The following is a 20,316-nucleotide window of genomic DNA, read 5'->3' on the forward strand; positions in this document are numbered from 1 at the left end:
GATTTTTTGTTGGTCTGAGATAATTGATTTTCTTCCCATAAAAAATAGCTCTCCTTATAGTAAACAGTTTTATTATTTAACTGTCTACCATAAGGGGAGCATATCATAATGAATGTCCCTAAATTCTTATTAATGGGGCTTCCCTCATTGTATTTTTCACTTGCTGTTTTCATATACTATAGTAGTAATCAATTAGTAAGAAATATATTAGCATATCCTATTGGTATTTTATTAACTAGCAATCAAAGCTTTATATGGGTCTTCCCATTAATACTTGGATATTCAATTATTACGAGTTTTCATAAAAAAATAGACGGTAGTAAATAGATCTAGTTATATTTTAAATTTTTGAATCATTTCATTAAGTTTTTCAGCAAGTTCTGCTTGGCTCTGAGCAGCCTGTGCAACCTCGTGAATTGCTGAATTAGTTTCACTTATACTCCCTAGTATTTCCTGTGAACTAGCTGACGATTCTTCCGCAATTGAGGATACGTTTTCAATTGCATTTTTAACTTCTGAAATGGTTTCTGTTACATCATCCATTGAAGTCATAATATCTGTAGATAACCCATTATAGAAAGAAGCATCTTCTCCATACTGCTTACCAACATTTATTAACATTTCATAATCTGGTTTAACTTGAGTTTCAATATATTCAAGTACCTCATTTGCATTGCCCGAAAGATTTTGAAAAGCCTTTTCTACCCGCTCTGTTACTTCTTGAATGTTTTTAACAGTTTCGGTTGATTGCTCTGCAAGTGTTCTAACTTCATCAGCTACAACTGCGAATCCTTTACCTTGTTCCCCAGCCCTAGCCGCTTCTATAGCTGCATTTAAAGCAAGAAGATTAGTTTGAGCCGCAATATCTCCTATTGCCTCCGCCATTATCTTTACCTCTTGGACAACATTACCTTCCTCTATTGCTTTGATTATGTTTTTTTGCTTAATATCATATACCTCATTAGCTATTTTATAACTTTCATTTGCACTTACTTTAATTTCAGCAGCTCTTTTCTCTATTTCCTTTGCAGACTTAGTCCCATCGCTTGCCTTTTTTGCTACTTGTAGTGCATTTTGTGAAATATTTTCTGCTGTCGCATTTACTTCTTCTGTAGTAGCACTTAGTTGCTGTGACCCACTTGAAATCTGCATTATTGATTCCTTAACAATTTCCATCTTCGATGATATCTCTTCTGTAGTTGCAGATAGTTCCTCACTCGTAGCACTGATACTCGAGGCATCCGTCATTATTTGTGTAATTAATATTTTTATATTTTCTCCAGCTTCATTTAAAGAAGTAGACATTTTTCCTAATTCATCACTTCCAGTAATCTTCATTTGTTGTGTTAAATCTCCATCTTTTAGATTATCCGCAAACTTCACAACAACATTTATTCTCTTTACGAGCCATATCGCCAAATTTATTCCTAATGCGAAACTTATTATTACTCCTACTATCATTATCACATTTAACAATCTAAAAGAATTACTAAATACAGACTTATTTATATTCCATTTATTTTGAGCTGAGGTTGTATTCTCTTTTATTATTGCTGACAAACCATCTTTTACAGGTGTTCTAAGTAAACCATACTCATTTTTGTAAACTCTTGTACCTTCTGCGTAGTTACCACTTTCGGCCAAACTTACTACCTTATTTAAGGACTCATAGTATGCTGGTAATGAAGCTTTCAATTTGTTATAGTTTTGCTTCTCCTTATCATTAGCAAAAGGTATCTTCTCGTACTCAGTAAAGAGTTTAGTATTCTCAATTAACATTTTACTCATGTCATCTTTCATATGAGCCATTTCATTTTTAAATTTAACATTAAGCACATGTTCTAAATCTATCTTTTCTTTGTAGCTGTTACCTTGGATTGTATATATCTTCTCTAGCCTAATTAAACTATTTTCGTAAATAAAATTACCATTGTTATTAATAGTACTCATGCTCCTTAGACCAAGGACACCAACACTAAGTAGAAATACAGCACTTATTATACTAGTTGCAAATAGTTTTTGCGATATCTTCATTTTCTTTAACATTTTTAATTCCCCCTGTTAACTTTTTTTATATTTAATTCTACATAATTATATAGTACTGTGTTGTAATATAATTTCATTCTCTTTTATTCTATCGAGTGTTAAATTATATTCTTAACCCATATGTTTTTTACTATTATGTAAAACAGTTGCAATTTTGTAAAAGCAAGTATTGTATTTGTATAAATGCATATATTTATTCCTATCTAAATACAATTTTAATTGATTTTTAGAAAAAAATTTGTGTTATTTTCATAAAACATAAGAAAACCTACAACTAATTTATTAATTAATTGTAGGTTTCACTGGTGGATACGAGGGGCGATGAACCCCTGTTAGTTATGTTTTTTTTAGATATTTCAGTTTTTTTTTATAGCATAGGGTTTATTCTATATGAGGAAATTCATAGCTTTACAATTTAAATTCACTATCATAATTAAAAAGACATGTAAATTATCCTTCGGTTATACAAATTGGCTTATTCACTCCATACAATTTTTTATGAGTTATATAGTAAGCAATTGCTAAAGGTATACAAGAACCAATCCATGCAAGAGGACTTGCCATGGAGACACCTGTAAAACCTAAGTATTTTGATAAAATAATAGCAGCAAAGATTCGCATAATTAGTTCCATAACTCCCGCTAAAGTAGGAGCAAGACTCTGTCCTAATCCTTGAAGACTATATCTGTAAATAAAAAGTAGCGCTAACACAAAGTACATTGATCCATTTATGTTTAAATAGGTTTGTGCAAGAGATACTACTTTGGGTTGATTATCCCCTACAAAAAGTAATATCATAAAACGACCAGCTAAAATATTGAACAGACCAACAATAATACTAAAACCTACTGATATGATACTACATTGCTTTATACCAATACGGATTCTGTCTATTTTACCTGCACCATAATTTTGGGCTACAAATGTGGCCATTGTAATACCAAATGACATCATAGGTTGAATTGCTAGTGTATCAATTTTTTGTGCTGCAGTGTATGCCGCTACGGATAGTTCGCCTAAATTATTTAGTGCAAATTGAACACTAATTGCACCAATTGCTATAATAGAAGCCTGAAATGCCATAGGAAGACCCATTCTTAAATGCTCCCATATGATTTTTTTTGTTAAATGCCAATCACTCCTGTGTAGTTTTAAAATAGGCATATTTCTCATGATATGCCTAAAGCATAATATAGCAGAAATTCCTTGAGATATTGTAGTTGCCCAGGCAGCTCCTGCAACCCCCATATTGAAGCTTAAAATAAATACGAAATCTAAAATTATATTTAAAACACTAGCAATAACTAAAAATATTAGGGGTGTTCGGCTGTCTCCCAAAGCTCTCATAACATTAGAAAACAAGTTAAATAACATTGACACTATAATGCCCCAGAAAATTATAATTATAAAATTATAAGCACCTTCTATTATTTCTGGTGGTGTATGCATTATCTCTAAAATTGGTCGTGCAAATATTACGCTTACAATTGTAAGCACCATTGTGATTAATAAACTTAGCACAATACTTGCTACATAACTATGTCTTACCCCCTGTTTATCTCCAGCTCCAAAACAGGTAGCTGTGATTATGGAAAATCCAGCAGTTAATCCTTGTGAAAATCCAAGTATAAGAAACATAATGCTCCCTGTACAGCCTACTGTTGCTAGAGCATTAATTCCCATTGTACGTCCCACAATCAAAGTATCTGCTAAGCTATAAAATTGCTGAAAAATATTACCTATAAGTAACGGCAGTGTGAAAACTAAAATAATTTTAGCTGGACTGCCCTTTGTTAAATCTCGTATCATAAAAATTGCCCTCCGTTAATATTCTGTTTAATTCCATCCTTTAATTATGTATATCGGATTTTATAGTACTTACCTTAACACTCTCTTTTACGGGGTAACTCTACGTCCATAAGTAAAATCACTATTAAGTGATTGAACTCTTATTACAGCCCCTGTGTGAGGTGCATTTATCATGTTTCCATTCCCAATATATATTCCTACATGATGAGCAGGAGTTCCGAAAAACACCAAATCTCCCGGCCTAAGATCAGCTCTAGATACAAGTGTTCCTACATTTTGTTGATCCTCTGAAACCCTTGGTAAGTTTACTCCAAAGTGTCCAAATACATATTGTGTAAAACCTGAGCAGTCGAAGCCTGTAGGGCTTGTTCCCCCCCATAAATAAGGAATACCAAGAAAATCTGAAGCATATGCTAAAACTGGATTAGAAGAAAATATAGCCTCATTTGTTTTTTTCTCTAGAGCTACTTCTTTTGCTATGCCAGCTTGATCGGTTACCATTTGTGAACCATATTGATTTTCCTCAGCATTTAATTGTGTTACCAATACAATTTGATCTGTTTTTTGTTTTGTTAAAGTAGCTAATTTCTTTTTATTGTCAACTCTTAAAGATAACAACTTTGTACTTTTTGTATCTAGTGCTACCTTTTTCAAATTAATCTCTGCCTCATTTGTTTTTAAATCACTAATAACATTTTGATCAAATTTTTCTATCATTTTTACATTTTCTACTCTGGATATAAAATCATTTATGCCATTTGAAGCTAGGATAACTTCTATAAGGCTTGATGAGCCACCCATATACATTGCTCGCATTCTTTTATTAAAAAGTATCTGTTCTGCTTTGATATTACGCTCTATATCTAAAATATTCATTTGGTCTTGTTTAATATCTTTTTGTATTTTTGATATATTATTTTCATTAATTTTGATTTTAGATATAATTGCTTCAATTTGATTGTCCGTAATCTCTACTTTAATTACAAGATTATTTTTTTTAGTTTGAATCTGCTGAATTTTTATCTTATCTGACGCAGGATCTGCGTATACGTTAGTAAACCCAACGCTCATAGTTACAACAAGTGCCATTATGGCTACCCCGATTTTCTTGTTCATTTTTATCCCCCTATATGTAATTTTCTCTTCCTAATTCCTACAAAATGACTTATTTAATTATATAACTTTAAAGTATTTATAACAAATTTTATATATGTAAATTATATCATATTTCTGTATTATATTTTCTAAAAATATTAACCTTTACCTCTTCTATATCAGTTTTTTTCTTTTTACATCTTCATTCTAGAATTGTATTTTTTGTTAAAATATGGTCTAAATCTAATGAAACGCAAAAAAACATGACCGAATATGATCGAATTCTAGTGAAACGTAAATAAAACATGACCGAATATGAACATATATGTTGTTTAAGAACTGGTTTTATATTATCATGTATATATGGACGTTAAAAATAAATACAAAAGGTAGTGACGAAAAGATGATATATACAGTAACTTTTAATCCAGCTATAGATTATGTTATAACCGTGGATGATTTTAAAGCAGGATTAATTAATAGAGTTGCCAGTGAAGAAAAATTTGCTGGTGGAAAAGGTATAAATGTATCAAGAGTTTTAAATAATTTTGGAATAAAAACTAAGGCTTTAGGTTTTGTTGGAGGTTTTACTGGAAAATTCATCATTGATTCATTGGAGTCTCAAGGTGTTGAAACTGACTTTATTGAGATAAGTGGTGATACAAGAATAAACGTTAAACTCAAATCTAAAGAAGAGACGGAAATCAATGGAGCTGGTCCAATTATAAAAGATGAGGACTTAAGTAAGTTATTTAAAATAGTAGAAGGTTTAACTTCAGATGACTATCTAGTATTGTCAGGAAATGTTCAGAAGTCTGTTCCAACGGACATATATGCTAGGCTTCAAAAAAAGTGTGCTTCTAATAATGTAAAAGTTGTAGTTGATACTACAGGTGATGCTTTAGTCGCAACGCTTCCGAATAAACCATTTTTAATAAAACCTAATAATCATGAACTAGGTGAAATATTTAATAAAGAACTTACAGATACAGATGAGATTATTGAATATGCAAAAAAACTTATTGTTATGGGTGCACAGAATGTAATTATATCTATGGCAGAAAGAGGAGCTCTTCTAATTTGTGAAAGTGGAGTTTATCATGCAACACCAGCAAAAGGAAAAGTACAGAATTCAGTTGGTGCAGGAGATTCAGTTATTGCAGGATTTTTAGCTAAGTACTCAAGGTCAAATGATCTAATTGAAGCATTTAGATGGGGAGCTACATCTGGAAGTGCTACAGCATTTTCAAAGGATTTATGTAAAAAAGAAGATATTGAGCATTATTTAGCGCAGGTAATTGTAAATAAATTAGATTAATATCTAGTTATTAATTGACCTGTTCATATAACCTAACTAAGCTTGTATTTATCACAGGAGGAAAAATATGAAAATAACAGAACTTTTAAAAAAGAATACTATTATTCTAGATTTAAAGTCTAATAGTAAAGCAGAGGTAATTGATGAATTAGTAAATAAACTTGATAGTGCTGGAATGTTAAACGACAAGGAAGAATATAAAAAAGCAATCTTAAAAAGAGAAGCAGACTTCTCAACTGGAATTGGGGAAGGTATAGCTATCCCTCATGCAAAGGTTGCGGCTGTAAAAACTCCAGCATTAGCTTTTGGACGTTCTACAGCTGGAATTGATTTTGATTCATTAGATGATGCTCCTGCAAACATATTTTTTATGATTGCAGCAACTGAAGGTGCTAATAATACACATTTGGAAACACTTTCAAGATTATCTACTCTTCTTATGAATGAAGATTTCAAAGAAAAACTTCTTATTGTTAAAACACCTGAAGAAGTTTTAAGTTTAATTGATAGTCAAGAAGAGGAAAAATTAGAAGAAGAGAGTGCCGAGGAAGAAGAAATAGTAGAGGTAAAAGGTTCAAAAGGTTTAGTACTCGCAGTAACCGCATGTCCTACAGGTATAGCACATACTTATATGGCAGCAGATGCCTTAAAGAATAAGGCTAAGGAAATGGGCGTAGACATAAAGGTTGAAACCAATGGTGCTACAGGAGTTAAAAATAGATTAACGGATGATGAAATAGAAAGGGCTACTGGAATAATCGTAGCTGCTGACAAACAAGTTGAAATGGCAAGGTTTAACGGTAAAAAAGTAGTTATAGTTCCTGTTGTACAAGGAATTAAAAAACCAGAAGAACTTATAAATCAAGCACTAAATGGTGAAGCGCCTGTTTATAATAATGCTGGTGGTAATAAAGCTTCTACTGGAAGCGAAAAAACAGGATTTTATAAACATCTTATGAGTGGTATTTCAAATATGCTTCCTTTCATTGTTGGTGGAGGAATATTAATAGCTTTATCATTTATATTCGAAAAGAGTTCAAATCCAAACTTGTTATATTTGTCTAAACTGCTTTCGGTAGTTGGAAGCGATAATGCTTTTGCACTTATGGTACCAGTACTTGCTGGTTTTATAGGTATGAGTATTGCAGACAGGCCAGGTTTTGCGCCTGCAATGGTAGGTGGATTCTTAGCATACCAAAGTAATGCAGGATTTCTTGGTGGAATTATTGCAGGATTTCTTGGTGGTTATGTAGTATTACTTCTTAAGAAGGTTTTTTCAAAATTACCAGAGGCCCTTGAGAGTATAAAACCGGTGCTTATATATCCACTTTTAGGTATTTTTATTACCGGTGCTATAATGTACATTTGTATAGATGGACCAGTTGTTCAAATTAACCTTTTACTTCAACATTGGTTAGGTGGAATGGGCACAGGGAACAAAGTTCTACTAGGTATTATACTAGGCGGAATGATGGCAGTTGATATGGGCGGTCCAATAAACAAGGCTGCATTTGCATTTGGAATTGCTATGATAGCTTCAAAAAATTACTATCCACATGCAGCTGTAATGGCTGGTGGTATGTCTGCACCCCTAGGTATTGCACTTGCTACTTCATTCTTTAAAAATAGATTTACTAAGCAAGAAAGAGAAACTGGTCTTAGTTGTTATATAATGGGTGCTTGTTTTGTAACAGAAGGAGCAATACCTTTTGCAGCAGCAGATCCAGCAAGAGTAATTCCAGCAACAGTAATAGGATCAGCCGTAGCTGGTGGACTTTCATTGTTTTTTAATATAGGAATGCCAGTTCCACATGGCGGTATATTTGTAGTTGCCTTAGTTAAAGGAAGTCCATTACTTTATTTACTATCGATTTTGATAGGAGCTGCAGTAACCTGCATAATACTAGGAATTTTAAAAAAACCAAAAGATATTTAAAATAATTAAAAGTTAATGACTAATAGGCCCCCTAAGCATCATGGATAATATCAACTCAAGTAGTTAATATTAAAATATGATGGTTAGGGGGTCTATCTTTATGGAAAAATTAAACCTTGCTTTATATATTAAGTATACATAATGTAACACTCCTTTATTTTTAACATATCATATATAAGGTCTAAGTACCTGAAATAAAGTAACTAATAATTATGCTAGTCTACTCTATTTTATTTCTTATACCAAACTTTATATTAAAGGAGTATTTATGAATGAAAACAGACGATAACCGTGAAAAATTGAGGCTTATAAAGCATTTTTTTATTTTCAACATGTTACAACAACCATCTTGTTTTATAAATATTAATAAAGCAGCTAAAAAAAACTCAGCAAATATCAAACAAGAAAATAGATACCCAAATAACTTATCTACAGAAAAGAGTTCAAAGGATAAGCTAAGTACAGAATCTGCAATTCCAATCTGTGATAAATTAACTATGGCAAAATTTCTCGTCATTTTAAAACTCTTACAACGACCATATTCTAATAAAAATATGAATAAAACATCTAAAAGCAACCCAATAAATATTAGGAATGAAAATAGAGTAATACCAAATAATTTAGATTTAATTAACAATTCAAAAAATGAAAATTCAAAATTTATGTTTTTTATTCAACGAGTAACTTTTAAAAATAATTCAGAAACTATAAACAAAAAAAGTGAAATTAATACTACAGATGATATTTATGAAAATGATGATTACTTAGAAAGTTCAACACCAACTTTGCCCATTTTAATAGAAGAAAAAGATATTCCTATTAAATCATCTCCTGGGTCGCTGCAATATTAACGACTCTAGAAGGAGATTTATATCCCGACTGAGGTTTTCTAATTGTTAGGGCATGTAACTCCCACTTATAAAAGTGGGAGACTTTCTTTGAGAAATGATTTTAAGTAAATTTTATTATCAATTGATAATAAGTATTATCAAATATTTCCATTATAATTATTGATTTTAAAGGAATCTTGGACTATAATAATATTATTCTTAATTATCAATTGAAATTACTTTGAAAGGAATGAATAAAAATGGATAAACAAAAAGCCGCATTATTGTCTATATTTTCTAATACTGCGTTAATATTTTTTAAAATAGTAGTTGGAGTATTAATGGGCTCCGTTAGTGTTATTTCTGAAGCAATCCATTCTTCTATAGATCTTTTAGCGAGCCTTATTGCTTTTTTCTCCATTAAGGTAGCATCAAAAGCTGAGGACGATGGTCATCCCTTTGGACATGGCAAGTATGAAAATGTATCTGGTTTCGTCGAGGCTATATTAATTTTACTTGCTGCCGCACTCATTATCTACCAAGCCATAAAAAGGATTTTTGAAGGCGGAACTGTAGATAATGTAGGTGCAGGCATATTAGTAATGCTACTTGCCGCCGTAGTTAACTTTTTTATTTCAATGATTTTATTAAAAACAGCAAAAAAGACAGATTCTATTGCCCTAGAGGCTGACGGCATGCATCTTCTAACAGATGTATACACATCTATTGGAGTATTTCTTGGGCTTGTATTATTAAAAATAACAAATATACCAATTATCGACCCACTTACTGCTATATTTGTTGCAATCCTAATAATTAAGACTTCTATAGACTTAATCAAAAAATCTTTAAATGATTTAGTAGATTCTAAGCTTCCAGATGATGATATTTTAAAGATATTAAACATACTTGACTCTCATCTAGAAATTACTAAATATCATAGTTTAAAAACAAGGAAAAGTGGTCCTACACGAGAAATTAATGTAAACGTGCATGTTGTTGAAAATACCTCACTAGTTGATGCCCATAACCTCTCTGATAAGGTTGAAGAAGAAATAAAAGACATTTTCCCTGGAGGGTCCTATGTATTGATTCATATAGAACCAGAAAATTCATAAGAAAAATATCAAATAAAGTTAAAGTGAAAGCAGCTCAATTGGTATTGTGTTGTTTTTCTCTTTTTTTAAATATTCTAAATATTACAACTTTTATATTTTATATTGCTAAAGTGTAAAAGTTGTAATATCATGGTAAATGTCGTTTAAAAAAACTTATTATTAAGAAAGAGGTAAATTATGGAAGAATTAAGGGATGAACTTATAAGACTTATAAATGAAAAAGGACCTTTGAATGAAAGAACAATACTCGTCAGTCAAGAATTGGACAAGCTTATTGTTTCTCATTATCATTTTGAAAACAAATAAAAAAAGGCATTGCTGCCTTTTCTACTTGAAGATGCACCGCCCCCAAGCTCATGAACATTCACTGGAATCTTCGCCAATACAGAGCTTACTTTACAATGGCAGATACTTTGTTTATAGTCCTTGTATCAGTAAGCACAATGTTACCAAATTTTGATGTATTCTGGAATGAACTGCCTGAATCATCACACCAAGCTGCTACACTAATTCTTTTTCCCGTAGAATCAGCATTGTTTACTTGAACATCAAAGCCAAGTGTTGAACCGTCTGCTGGTTTAATAGCAGTAAGTGGTATCACTTGTTCTACTATATAGCCTGCTTTAGTTCTACTTGTTGCAGATTTAAAACCATCAGGTTTTGTACCTCCAAAACTTTGTTCATTATCAAAATTAACTCTTATTTAAGAATCATCCTTTTCATAAGATGATGTGTTATACTTGAACTTTCAGAGTTATTTTGACTCATTTTGTAGTGTTTATAACCTGTTTTACAATTTGTAGTTTTACCATCATTTTTATCCACAAACACCTCTATACTGTCTTTCGCTTTTGGAGTTACACCTGTGACCTGTGCATATATGTACAGATTATTTTCATCCCATAAAGTTTTAACATTTGCGGTAGCTCCATCCACGCCTTTTTAAATTGTGTTAGCAGGTTATGTCTGTCCCATAGTCCATAATTTATCAATATTAGGCCCGATTAATGGCGTTCCTTTAGCACTTGATAAAGATTGTCTATTAGGCGTTGCTTTACTTGAGTTCACTATTGCCCAGTAAGCAGGTTTAGCCTGAAACTTACTATCAAACAACAATGGTTGATACTCTGAAAGCCGTGAATTTGCATCCGTTATACCCCATACCATGACGGTACTAATGTTATTCTTTTTACTTTCATCATTTTTTCCCCTCTTTAACTTGAATTTATTTTATTAATATTTACTCTTGAAAAACGCACCTACACCATGTTTTTTTGTTACATTTATGACAATATATTTTTCTATGATATAATTTGTTTTTGAGACTAAAAATAGAAAAACTTTTAATACTATCCCACAATGAAATTTTGAATTTTTCATTACATTCATCACATACCCATATACAATTAAATGTTCTCCAACTAACTAACACCAATATTCCTACAATGTAAAATAAGAAATATAAAATCCCAAGTAAAACATTACTAGCCTTTGGTTCTAAAAAAATCATAATAAATGTCATTGCAATATATATACATACTCTAATTAAAACGCTCCTGCTTATCAAATCAATGCCCCCTAAATTTATTTTACTCTTTTAGCAATTGGATGATTTTCTTTAAACTGAACTAAATCCCATAAGTTTCCGTATAAATCTTTAAATACCGCAACTGTACCATATGATTGTTCTTTAGGTTCTCTAACGAATTCTATACCTCTTGCTATCCAGTAGACAAAATAGTTGTTAATTTTCTATTGTATCTGTTAGTACATCCTGTAAACTTCCATAGCGGCCTTTATGAATGTTAAGCTTCACCATAGTATTTTGCAAAATAGAAAATCCCTTTTTTACGAACTATATAATTCTGTAGATAACCACCTGTGGCTTTTTCTCTCGGAACAATAACTAATTCGTAACAATGAGCATTTTCAGTTTGAAGGTATTTACTATCTATCTTATTGTGTAATACATCATCATTTATTGGTGTTATACAAGCTATAATTGGATGACCACTAATAAACAAGTAAGTTCTTAATGCTCCCTTTGGTGTAAGACATGAAGCGTTAAAAGCACCAATTATAATTATAATAGCAAAGATTAATTTCCACTTTTTAATTTTCAATAATTTTTTCATATTTGCACCCCCCAAAAGTTCTGTACCCATACCCCATTTATTGAAATTGTACTGGTTTCAACAAAAAAAAACAATACAAATTGCATGAAACGTACTTTTTCTGTCATAAGAAGTTATTTTTACATATAATATAGTTGTAATTATCACACTAATTATTATTGCTTTTACAATATATAAGGGCTTTTGGAGAAAATAAATTAGATTTAGCAAAATTACTTCAATTGGTATTGTGTTACATTAAGAATATCAATACACGCTTAGCTTGTCTTTTGTGTACACAATAGAAACAAAATTAGGACTCACAAAAGGTTCGCCACCTTCGGCATACATTAGACCTTCCATTGGATTAGCGTAAATTGTGCTTTTGGAAATTTCAATATGTATTTGGCTTTTCTAATAACCATGGCAAATATGTTAAAATCTCCATTTGAATGCATGGTGTTGGAAAATTCTCACTTACCAAAGAGCACTCTTCTTTATATGCAACATTAAAGTTATTTGCAACACTAATCATTTTATCTTCAACTAGATGGCTTGTCATAGATTTTTCTGTTTTTGATATAATTTCCCAAGGTGACTCACCTTTAATAATCCTACCACATATATGATAAAATCCACCATAACATAAAATATCTTTATCAGAATAATATACACATATCTCGGCTGGTTTTTTAATATCTACACCAAGTTGCTCAAACAGTTTACTAACCTCAAGAGAAACCTTTTCTACAGCCAGTTCATAGTTCTGGCATCCATCACATACACATCCTTCTGAAACATATATTTCATTTTTATAAAAGTTTTTATTTTTTTCAACATTAATATCAAGAATATATTCCCCTACATTTAATCGCATACTTCTATCCTCCAATTTGTGTTATAAAACTAATCTGAATTCGCATTTTCTACTATTTTAACGTAATATAAAAAAAGTATTTATCTACCCCTATCCCATTTATTGAAATTGTACTGGTTTCAACAAAAAAAATACGAATTGCTTGAAAATAGAAAAATGCGTATTAATGAGTAAAGATTATGCTAATTACCTTGGGTCTGATTTTAAAATTGCATATTGAGCAATACTGCAAAATTCACCTACATTGTTTTTTTGTGCATTTCTAAAAATGCCCTCAAATTGCATACCACATTTTTGCATTACTTTTCCAGAAGCAGGATTAAGTACATCGTGATAAGCAGATATCCTCATAAAACCACAACTGAATAAATAGTCAATAACTGATACTAATGCTTCGCTTGTAATACCTTCATTCCAAAATTTCCTAGAAATGCAATAGCCTATTTCTGATTGTTCTAAACAATCATTTATTGAACAGCACCAATACTTCCAATAACCTGATTTCCATTATCTTTACATACAACACCCCAATGATATGTTCCTTTTGAAGCGTATGAATCTATCCATGTTTGCATAATACCTTTAGTATCAGTTATGTCTAAATGTGCTAGCCAGGATAAATGCTTTGCTTCTTCGGGATTACCCGCCAATTATTAAACATATTTGTTGTCTCATCCATGACAAAAGAACGAAGTATTAACCTGTTGGTTTCAATTATTGTTGTACCTTGATGAACTAACATCTCATCCCCCCTACCACATACATAAATTGAATTACAGTCTCTTTAAATAGTTTCTCATCCCACTCATTTGCTTTACTGCTCAATTGTACTTATTTTACTCTTTTAGCAATTTGATGGTTTTCTTTAAACTGAACCAAATCCCATAAGTTTCCGTATAAATCTTTGAATACTGCAACTGTACCATATGATTGTTCTTTAGCTTCAACTAATCCCAATCCAGTAACTTCTCTCTATCTTTTGATTGCTTTAATCCTTTTGCCTTCTAAAATTAGACTCTTTAATTCATCTGTTACTGTATCAAGCACTCCAACTTGTTCAGCAATCCTATTTACATTTGTATTTATACGTTTAATATCACTTCGTATCAGACTAATATTACCTTCTATACCTACAAGTAATCCTATGCCCATAAGTCCCAAAGCAACTGCATAGTTCATTATTTTACCCATATCCATTTATTAAAATTGTACTGGTTTTAGCAAAAAAAGACAATACAAATTGCATGAAACGTAATTTTACATTCCTTAAGAGAACAAAAAAACTCATTAAAAACAACTAGCGTTGCTCCTGGAGAATAAGGAGTATTTAAAATCTTGATGTATTTACAAATGAGTAGGTTTAAATCATAATGCTGAAAAACCTTAGTAATTATGAATTTTTATTATAGATTTATATGTACGACTGTTAAAATATGGTATATAATTACTTTTATTATATAAAAGTCTAAATAGCTAATAGGCATATAAACTTTGTATATGGAATGGGGGTGGGAGTGTAAAGTAGTTACTATTGTCTAAATAATATAGAGATTAATCATCAGGATTGATATGGAAGTCCTAAAAAACAATTTATTGGGGGTATAAAAATGAAATTCAACAAAATTAGTATCAAAATCTTAGCATGTTCACTTGTAGTTTTAGGATCTTTAATTCAAACTCAAAATTCATATGCAGCTATTTTGCATCCAACAGGGTTAAATCACTTACATGAAAAAATACCAGGAATTAAAATGTTAGAGGATTCAGATAGTAAAATACAATTGCCTACAAAAGTTGACTTAACAAGTCAATTTCCTAAAGTAGATAATCAAGGAAGTTTAGGAAGTTGTGTTACATGGGCAACAGGTTATGCAGATAAGACTTATCAGGAGGGTCAAGAGTGGAAATGGCCTTTAAATACAATTTCCAATATATTCAGTCCAGCATATATATATAGTCAAATACATGCAGATAATTCAGCAGATGGTGGTGGAGCTAATTTTTCCGATGCATTTAACATTTTAGAGACACAAGGCTGCACTACATTAGCTGATATGCCTTATGATGGAAACGAATATGCATGGAAAACTACACCTACAGCTAAACAAAAAGCTAATGCAGCTAAATATAAAGCAGAAAGCTGGAGTGAGCTTCCAGATGGCAATTATAGTGCAATAAAGGCACAACTTGCAAATGGTAACCCTGTAGTTATCGGTATATCAGTATATCCAGATTTTGATAAATTAGATGCTAGCAATCCAATTTATAATCAGATTTATGGTACAAGTAGAGGTGGCCATGCATTATGTGTAATTGGTTATGATGATACTAAAAGGGCAGTTAAAATAATAAATTCATGGGGAACAGATTGGGGAATTAATGGTTATGGATGGATTAGTTATGATTTAATAAAGAGTCAAAACATAGAAGCATATACAATGACTGATGCTTTATAAATTATTGTTAGTATAACAACAAAGTGAAAGTAACTCAATTAGTATTGTGTTACTTTCACTTTATTTTTTTGATAAATAGTTGATGCTAATCTTACTCTTTAATCTGCTTTCTTTTCATGCCGCAGGACTTCGGATCTACATACTCAAAATCAAATTGATAGTATAGCTTATCTGCTGGTTTATTGGCAATCAAACATACATATGCATTTTCATCTGTGTTTTTGTTTAAATAGGAATCTATTTCTCTCATAACCACTTTTCCTAGACCTTTACGTTGATAATTAGGATCTACCATAATATCAGAAACAACATAAGTTATCCCTTGATCACCAACAATTCTTCCAAAACCAATTAACTTATCATTATCCCATAAAGAAACAATAAACAATGAATGTTTCAATGCAATCTCTGTTTTTGATAAATCTTTCGTTCCCATTCCAGTTTTTAATCTCAAAGAAATATATTCTATCGCTGATGGAGCGCTGTATGTTATATCCATGTCTATTGAAACCTCCGATTATATAAATAAATTTTATTGCACGATAAAATACAATCACACAACAATTTTCGAGTTAATTGTACCATTATATTGCATGTTAATATCATATCCTGCTCTAATATTAGTGTATTTGATGAATACGTTATTTTACGTATGTAGAAATAAACTCTTTTGACATTTTGGCGATTTTATCTGCGTTTGTCCAATGTAAGTAATGCTTCCCACTAAGAACTTGAATCTTTTGAATATCAGAGTTTGAAATTACTTGTTCATGAAGTGGCAACCACTCTTTATCGCTGTCCACCGAATCTTTTGACAAAAAGGATAAAACAGGTAATTTATTTGGGTATTTCACATCATATAGTTCTTTTGTGTTTTTATTTACCATATTAGATTCATTTATCACAGATATATTGCCGCCGTTCCAAACTGTTGCCATATTTTTCACTTTAACTTGTTCATTAGAATAATAATTGTTTTTGTTCATGCCATCGTCAACACTTTGCAAAAGATATGTAACATCCCTTACAATTCCAGACGTATTAATCAACGCCAAATAGGGTGACATGTTAGCATCTTTATTGATTTTTGTTTGATTAGGTGTAGACTCGTCAATACCAATAATTGCCTCCACTTCTTTCGGGTAATTTATTGCATAGTACATAGAATATATGCCCGATATGGAGTGGGGCATTAATATATACGGTCCATTAATTTTCAATTCTTTAAGTGCTGTCCTTATTTCCTTTACAATGTTTGCATTAGAACGTTCCTCTTTTGTAGTGTCACTAAAACCGTATCCAAAGCATTCAAGGATTACGACTTTATAATCAGCACTTAACCTTTTTGCCAAAGGCATAAAATCTGTAATCGGTGAAGCGGTTCCTAATCCACTTAATAATACGATTGTTTTTTTTCCTGAGCCAGTTACATAAGCTTGCATATTTTTACCGTCTACATTTATCGTCTGACCGATTTTATATTTGTTCTTTTCAATTGAGTTCAGGATCTTATGCGTTACTGCTGAGATAATTAATAGTCCAACTATAATCCCAATAATCCATAGTAATACTTTTCTTGTTATTCTTAGTGCCTTTCTCATCTAATGTTCCTCCATTTATCTAATCCAACTTTATTATAAGTACATACAAATGTAACTCCAGAAATTATTATCCAGATTAAGATTACTGCTATATTCTTGGCTTCTCCCGCTCCAATCTCTCCCCCACTAAACACCTTTTGAAACATTAGGTTCATATTATAATTAGGCAAAAACCTTGCTATTAGTTCTATCTTTTTACTGAAGCTCGAAAATAATGGCACCGTTAAAAAAAACATAAATATAAGCGTTCCTACTGTTCCTGCTGATATTTCATCAGGAACAATAATTCCTACTATCGCTCCAATTTCTATCATGCTAATTGCAACTAAAGACGTTAACAATATAAATTCTCCTAAGTGCACAGAATCCATTCCAACTATATAAAATATAAGTATATTTAGAATTTCTGATACCAAGAATGTTATAACAATTTTTCCTGTTAAAAATTCTAAAGGTGACACTCCTGAAAGCATAAGGGTTCTAAGTGTATTTTTTTCTTTTTCTTCTGCAATCAGCATAGCTATCATAGAGCCGGCTACAAGTACAATATTCATACCTAAACATATAGATAATATATCGAATTTACCAAGCCCATCACTCTTCCCTACTCCACGAAATACTGTAGTGTATATAAAACTAAATAGAACTGGCAACAAGCACATTAATAAAAGATTCGATTTTTTTGATAAACCATTTACTTCCTTTTTAAACAATACATTAATTCTTCTTGTAAATCCCATTATAATTCTCTCCCTGTTAGATTTAAAATATGTTTTCTAGTGTTGGCTCCTTTCTGCGCTTTTACAAATTAATTATGTCACAGATTGGATCTTTATACATCAAAAAAGCTATGAACAGAGTATTAGATTGCCTTAGTGCCTCTATTTTAGAGTCCAATGGAGCATATAATACCTTGAATGAATAGAGTTAAATCTTGATAGTTACAACCTTAGTATTGTTTTCAACTCATCTAGTCTACCTTTTGACAAAGGTACGGAACTCTTTATTTTATCATCCAGACTTAGACTGTAACTATTCCTTGTCCAAGTAATTATTTCTCGTACTCTTTGTAAATTTACTATATACGATCTATGACATCTGAAAAATCCAAAGTATTTTAATCTTTCTTCCAAATCAGTAAGAGAAATAGTACAAGGAAACTTTTCTCCACTAATATATATATTGCTAATTCCCTTGTCACTCTCAATATAATCAATCTCTATCGGATCAAACAGCAGAATTTTATCATCAATTTTAACCGGTATCTTCTCAATTTTATATATTTCGTTTGTACTGACCAATTTTTCTATAGGGATGCCATCCACCCCCTTATGCACTTCCTCTTTATGGCAGCCATACTCTTCTCTGTTATTACCTAATGATACCAATCCACCTGCATCTAACCGATACGCTTTTTCGCCGATCATTATTGTATCTTTAAAAAGCACGGAAGTGATCAACACAGCAGTTCCACTAGAACATAAATCATCTATGTTTTCAATTATTGATATGGCTCCATCCAGGTCCATATTAAGAATTGGCTCCTGAAATATTAACAATTTAGGCTGCTTTAATCTTTCTCTAGCAAAGCTTACACGTCTTTTTTGTGAATAACTTAACTTACTAATTTTAGTATTGGCAATGTCCAAAAGTGCCAGACCCATCAATATTTCTTTATAATCAACCTTGTTTCCAAAAATATCAGCAAAAAACTTCATATAACTCTCTATCGTCATATTTTCATAAAGAGCATCTTCTCTGAGCACAACTCCTATACTAGCTATGTTTTTCTTAATATATTCTGAATTTTTAATACCCTCTATAAAAATTTCACCTTTTCCGGGTATTTCTTTTCCTAATATCAAATTTACCAGCAAATCACTTATCTCATTGCTACATTCTATACTTACAGAGTTTCCTTTATCTATATTAATATCTATGCCTTTCAAAATATTATTCTTTTTCTCTTTATACAAACCTTTAATTTTAAACATATAAATCATCCTTCAACCTTTTTGTTAATAATTATAGCATAGTTTCGGGCTAATTATTTTTCTATTTTACTTAGACAATTCTTTTTCATAACAATAGAAATAACGTTTTCCAAAGGTTTAACAACCTAACCTCTGAGGAGAAATTATTATTAAAAGGATGGATTAAAAATACAACTAATAGTAATGAAATATATAATATGAATTTATATAGATAAGATTAAATCTTTACCCGAGGATGTTATTGATCAAATAGCAACAGATATATTTGATTTAGAAAAAGTTGAAGATATAAAAAACACTTATAGAAAATCAAGTGAAAAAGTTATGAGGAAATTCATAACTTTTTCACTTGTTCTTTTGTAACCAACTTTATATAAAATTAACGACCATTATTTACTGGGTAATAATCAATTATTTCAAAAGCGTATATTCAAGAAACTTTATTTTATTGTTAAATTTAATTAAAATTAAAATCATTTTAACTTAAATTTAACTACCTACAAGTCAGTGATTTCAGTAAATTATTAGATATCGATCTTATTTACTTAATTAAATTCTAATTAAATTCTTGCCATAATAAAGCGATCATTTACTGAGTTACTATTTAAAACAACTACTGAATTGCAACATATAAATAGCAATGCACTTTGCCATCTTTCGTATATTCACTTGGAACAGTGCTCTCAAAATCTGCTGTAAAAGTTCTATGTATATCGCCCGATTTTTGCTCAGACCATACCTTTTCCCATGCCTTTCTCGTACAAACACTTATTTCTCCATTTTCATTTTTTTCATCGTATTTTTTATAAAAGCCTTTACTTACTTTAGCATCCATCTTTTGAAAAAAGTCCGCTGTTACAGCCATTATCGTTAGATCATAATCTCCATTTTCATCACTGGAATAATTACTGTATTTTGAAACTGGAGAGATACCCTGTTGAAATACATGTTTACTATCAAAAATAATAGGTAGTTTTCCACTTGTAATATCATTCCAAATATCACCAATATTGTTTATTCCTTCTTTGGAATTATTCGTTCTTATTGTTATTTCATTTAATTTATATGCCATACTCTTACTCCTCCTTTAAAACGGTAAAATGGTGCCACCCACATGGCAAG

The 20,316-nt window shown here is 31.1% G+C and carries 24 protein-coding genes; 6 read left to right on the top strand and 18 right to left on the bottom strand.

Annotated features, from left to right (window positions below; translation table 11 throughout):
- Window positions 1–333: 333 nt before the first annotated feature.
- The 3 genes from KPL44_RS17305 to KPL44_RS17315 all read right to left on the bottom strand — a co-directional run bounded on the left by KPL44_RS17305 (window position 334) and on the right by KPL44_RS17315 (window position 4,971).
- Complete coding sequence (locus tag KPL44_RS17305; protein ID WP_216252724.1) at window positions 334–2,046, bottom strand: methyl-accepting chemotaxis protein; 1,713 nt, start codon at window positions 2,044–2,046, stop codon at window positions 334–336.
- A 450-nt stretch (window positions 2,047–2,496) separates the two neighbouring features.
- Window positions 2,497–3,855, bottom strand: coding sequence for an MATE family efflux transporter (locus KPL44_RS17310; RefSeq protein WP_216252726.1), 1,359 nt, complete (start codon window positions 3,853–3,855; stop codon window positions 2,497–2,499).
- Between the two features lie 87 nt (window positions 3,856–3,942).
- On the bottom strand, window positions 3,943–4,971 hold the full coding sequence (locus KPL44_RS17315; protein ID WP_216252729.1) for a C40 family peptidase: 1,029 nt from the start codon (window positions 4,969–4,971) through the stop codon (window positions 3,943–3,945).
- A gap of 382 nt (window positions 4,972–5,353) precedes the next feature.
- Here KPL44_RS17315 and pfkB point away from each other — a divergent pair, with 382 nt between their 5' ends.
- From pfkB to KPL44_RS17340, 5 genes are all read left to right on the top strand, one after another.
- Window positions 5,354–6,268, top strand: coding sequence for a 1-phosphofructokinase (gene pfkB / locus KPL44_RS17320; RefSeq protein ID WP_216252732.1), 915 nt, complete (start codon window positions 5,354–5,356; stop codon window positions 6,266–6,268).
- Between the two features lie 67 nt (window positions 6,269–6,335).
- Window positions 6,336–8,204 (top strand): PTS fructose transporter subunit IIABC, encoded by a 1,869-nt coding sequence (locus KPL44_RS17325; protein WP_216252733.1) that lies wholly within the window; start codon window positions 6,336–6,338, stop codon window positions 8,202–8,204.
- Between the two features lie 272 nt (window positions 8,205–8,476).
- A complete protein-coding gene (locus KPL44_RS17330) occupies window positions 8,477–9,055 on the top strand; it encodes a hypothetical protein (RefSeq protein WP_216252735.1) in 579 nt (192 codons plus the stop codon).
- Between the two features lie 239 nt (window positions 9,056–9,294).
- A complete protein-coding gene (locus KPL44_RS17335) occupies window positions 9,295–10,152 on the top strand; it encodes a cation diffusion facilitator family transporter (RefSeq protein WP_216252737.1) in 858 nt (285 codons plus the stop codon).
- A gap of 177 nt (window positions 10,153–10,329) precedes the next feature.
- On the top strand, window positions 10,330–10,458 hold the full coding sequence (locus KPL44_RS17340) for an aspartyl-phosphate phosphatase Spo0E family protein (protein WP_216252739.1): 129 nt from the start codon (window positions 10,330–10,332) through the stop codon (window positions 10,456–10,458).
- A gap of 85 nt (window positions 10,459–10,543) precedes the next feature.
- Here KPL44_RS17340 and KPL44_RS17345 read toward each other — a convergent pair whose 3' ends face one another.
- The 10 genes from KPL44_RS17345 to KPL44_RS17385 form a co-directional block, all read right to left on the bottom strand.
- Window positions 10,544–10,855 carry a sugar-binding protein gene (locus KPL44_RS17345; protein WP_216252903.1) on the bottom strand — a complete coding sequence of 104 codons (312 nt, stop codon included), beginning with the start codon at window positions 10,853–10,855 and terminating at the stop codon, window positions 10,544–10,546.
- Window positions 10,852–11,088, bottom strand: a complete 237-nt coding sequence (locus KPL44_RS17350; RefSeq protein WP_216252741.1) for a sugar-binding protein — start codon at window positions 11,086–11,088, stop codon at window positions 10,852–10,854. The genes KPL44_RS17345 and KPL44_RS17350 overlap by 4 nt, the downstream gene beginning before the upstream one ends.
- Before the next feature lie 24 nt (window positions 11,089–11,112).
- Window positions 11,113–11,331 carry an endo-1,4-beta-xylanase gene (locus KPL44_RS17355; protein ID WP_331702784.1) on the bottom strand — a complete coding sequence of 73 codons (219 nt, stop codon included), beginning with the start codon at window positions 11,329–11,331 and terminating at the stop codon, window positions 11,113–11,115.
- Window positions 11,332–11,392: 61 nt separating this feature from the next.
- Window positions 11,393–11,719: a hypothetical protein gene (locus KPL44_RS17360; RefSeq protein ID WP_216252746.1), complete on the bottom strand. Its 327-nt coding sequence runs from the start codon at window positions 11,717–11,719 to the stop codon at window positions 11,393–11,395.
- A gap of 238 nt (window positions 11,720–11,957) precedes the next feature.
- Window positions 11,958–12,287 (bottom strand): hypothetical protein, encoded by a 330-nt coding sequence (locus KPL44_RS17365; protein ID WP_216252747.1) that lies wholly within the window; start codon window positions 12,285–12,287, stop codon window positions 11,958–11,960.
- Window positions 12,288–12,660: 373 nt separating this feature from the next.
- Window positions 12,661–13,143, bottom strand: coding sequence for a hypothetical protein (locus KPL44_RS17370; protein WP_216252749.1), 483 nt, complete (start codon window positions 13,141–13,143; stop codon window positions 12,661–12,663).
- Between the two features lie 186 nt (window positions 13,144–13,329).
- Window positions 13,330–13,614, bottom strand: a complete 285-nt coding sequence (locus KPL44_RS25440; protein ID WP_331702785.1) for a GNAT family N-acetyltransferase — start codon at window positions 13,612–13,614, stop codon at window positions 13,330–13,332.
- A complete protein-coding gene (locus tag KPL44_RS25445; protein WP_253201824.1) occupies window positions 13,611–13,793 on the bottom strand; it encodes a hypothetical protein in 183 nt (60 codons plus the stop codon). The genes KPL44_RS25440 and KPL44_RS25445 overlap by 4 nt, the downstream gene beginning before the upstream one ends.
- Window positions 13,794–13,974: 181 nt before the next feature.
- Window positions 13,975–14,100 carry a glyoxalase gene (locus KPL44_RS17380; RefSeq protein ID WP_216252751.1) on the bottom strand — a complete coding sequence of 42 codons (126 nt, stop codon included), beginning with the start codon at window positions 14,098–14,100 and terminating at the stop codon, window positions 13,975–13,977.
- 15 nt (window positions 14,101–14,115) lie between these two features.
- Window positions 14,116–14,334 carry a hypothetical protein gene (locus KPL44_RS17385; protein WP_216252752.1) on the bottom strand — a complete coding sequence of 73 codons (219 nt, stop codon included), beginning with the start codon at window positions 14,332–14,334 and terminating at the stop codon, window positions 14,116–14,118.
- Between the two features lie 416 nt (window positions 14,335–14,750).
- Here KPL44_RS17385 and KPL44_RS17390 point away from each other — a divergent pair, with 416 nt between their 5' ends.
- Window positions 14,751–15,599 carry a C1 family peptidase gene (locus tag KPL44_RS17390; protein WP_216252754.1) on the top strand — a complete coding sequence of 283 codons (849 nt, stop codon included), beginning with the start codon at window positions 14,751–14,753 and terminating at the stop codon, window positions 15,597–15,599.
- A 91-nt stretch (window positions 15,600–15,690) separates the two neighbouring features.
- Here KPL44_RS17390 and KPL44_RS17395 read toward each other — a convergent pair whose 3' ends face one another.
- The 5 genes from KPL44_RS17395 to KPL44_RS17415 all read right to left on the bottom strand — a co-directional run bounded on the left by KPL44_RS17395 (window position 15,691) and on the right by KPL44_RS17415 (window position 20,266).
- Window positions 15,691–16,098: a GNAT family N-acetyltransferase gene (locus KPL44_RS17395; RefSeq protein WP_216252756.1), complete on the bottom strand. Its 408-nt coding sequence runs from the start codon at window positions 16,096–16,098 to the stop codon at window positions 15,691–15,693.
- A gap of 142 nt (window positions 16,099–16,240) precedes the next feature.
- Complete coding sequence (locus KPL44_RS17400; RefSeq protein WP_216252759.1) at window positions 16,241–17,200, bottom strand: alpha/beta hydrolase; 960 nt, start codon at window positions 17,198–17,200, stop codon at window positions 16,241–16,243.
- Window positions 17,197–17,940, bottom strand: a complete 744-nt coding sequence (locus KPL44_RS17405) for an ABC transporter permease (RefSeq protein ID WP_216252761.1) — start codon at window positions 17,938–17,940, stop codon at window positions 17,197–17,199. Before KPL44_RS17405 ends, KPL44_RS17400 begins: the two co-directional genes overlap by 4 nt.
- A gap of 201 nt (window positions 17,941–18,141) precedes the next feature.
- The gene (locus KPL44_RS17410) at window positions 18,142–19,194 is read right to left on the bottom strand and encodes a LytTR family transcriptional regulator DNA-binding domain-containing protein (protein ID WP_216252763.1); all 1,053 of its coding nucleotides are present in this window, start codon (window positions 19,192–19,194) and stop codon (window positions 18,142–18,144) included.
- Between the two features lie 613 nt (window positions 19,195–19,807).
- Complete coding sequence (locus tag KPL44_RS17415; RefSeq protein WP_216252765.1) at window positions 19,808–20,266, bottom strand: AraC family transcriptional regulator; 459 nt, start codon at window positions 20,264–20,266, stop codon at window positions 19,808–19,810.
- Window positions 20,267–20,316 lie beyond the last annotated feature (50 nt).

This window comes from Clostridium sp. DSM 17811 (genome assembly GCF_018861905.1).
GTDB classification, from domain to species: domain Bacteria; phylum Bacillota; class Clostridia; order Clostridiales; family Clostridiaceae; genus Clostridium_AD; species Clostridium_AD frigoriphilum.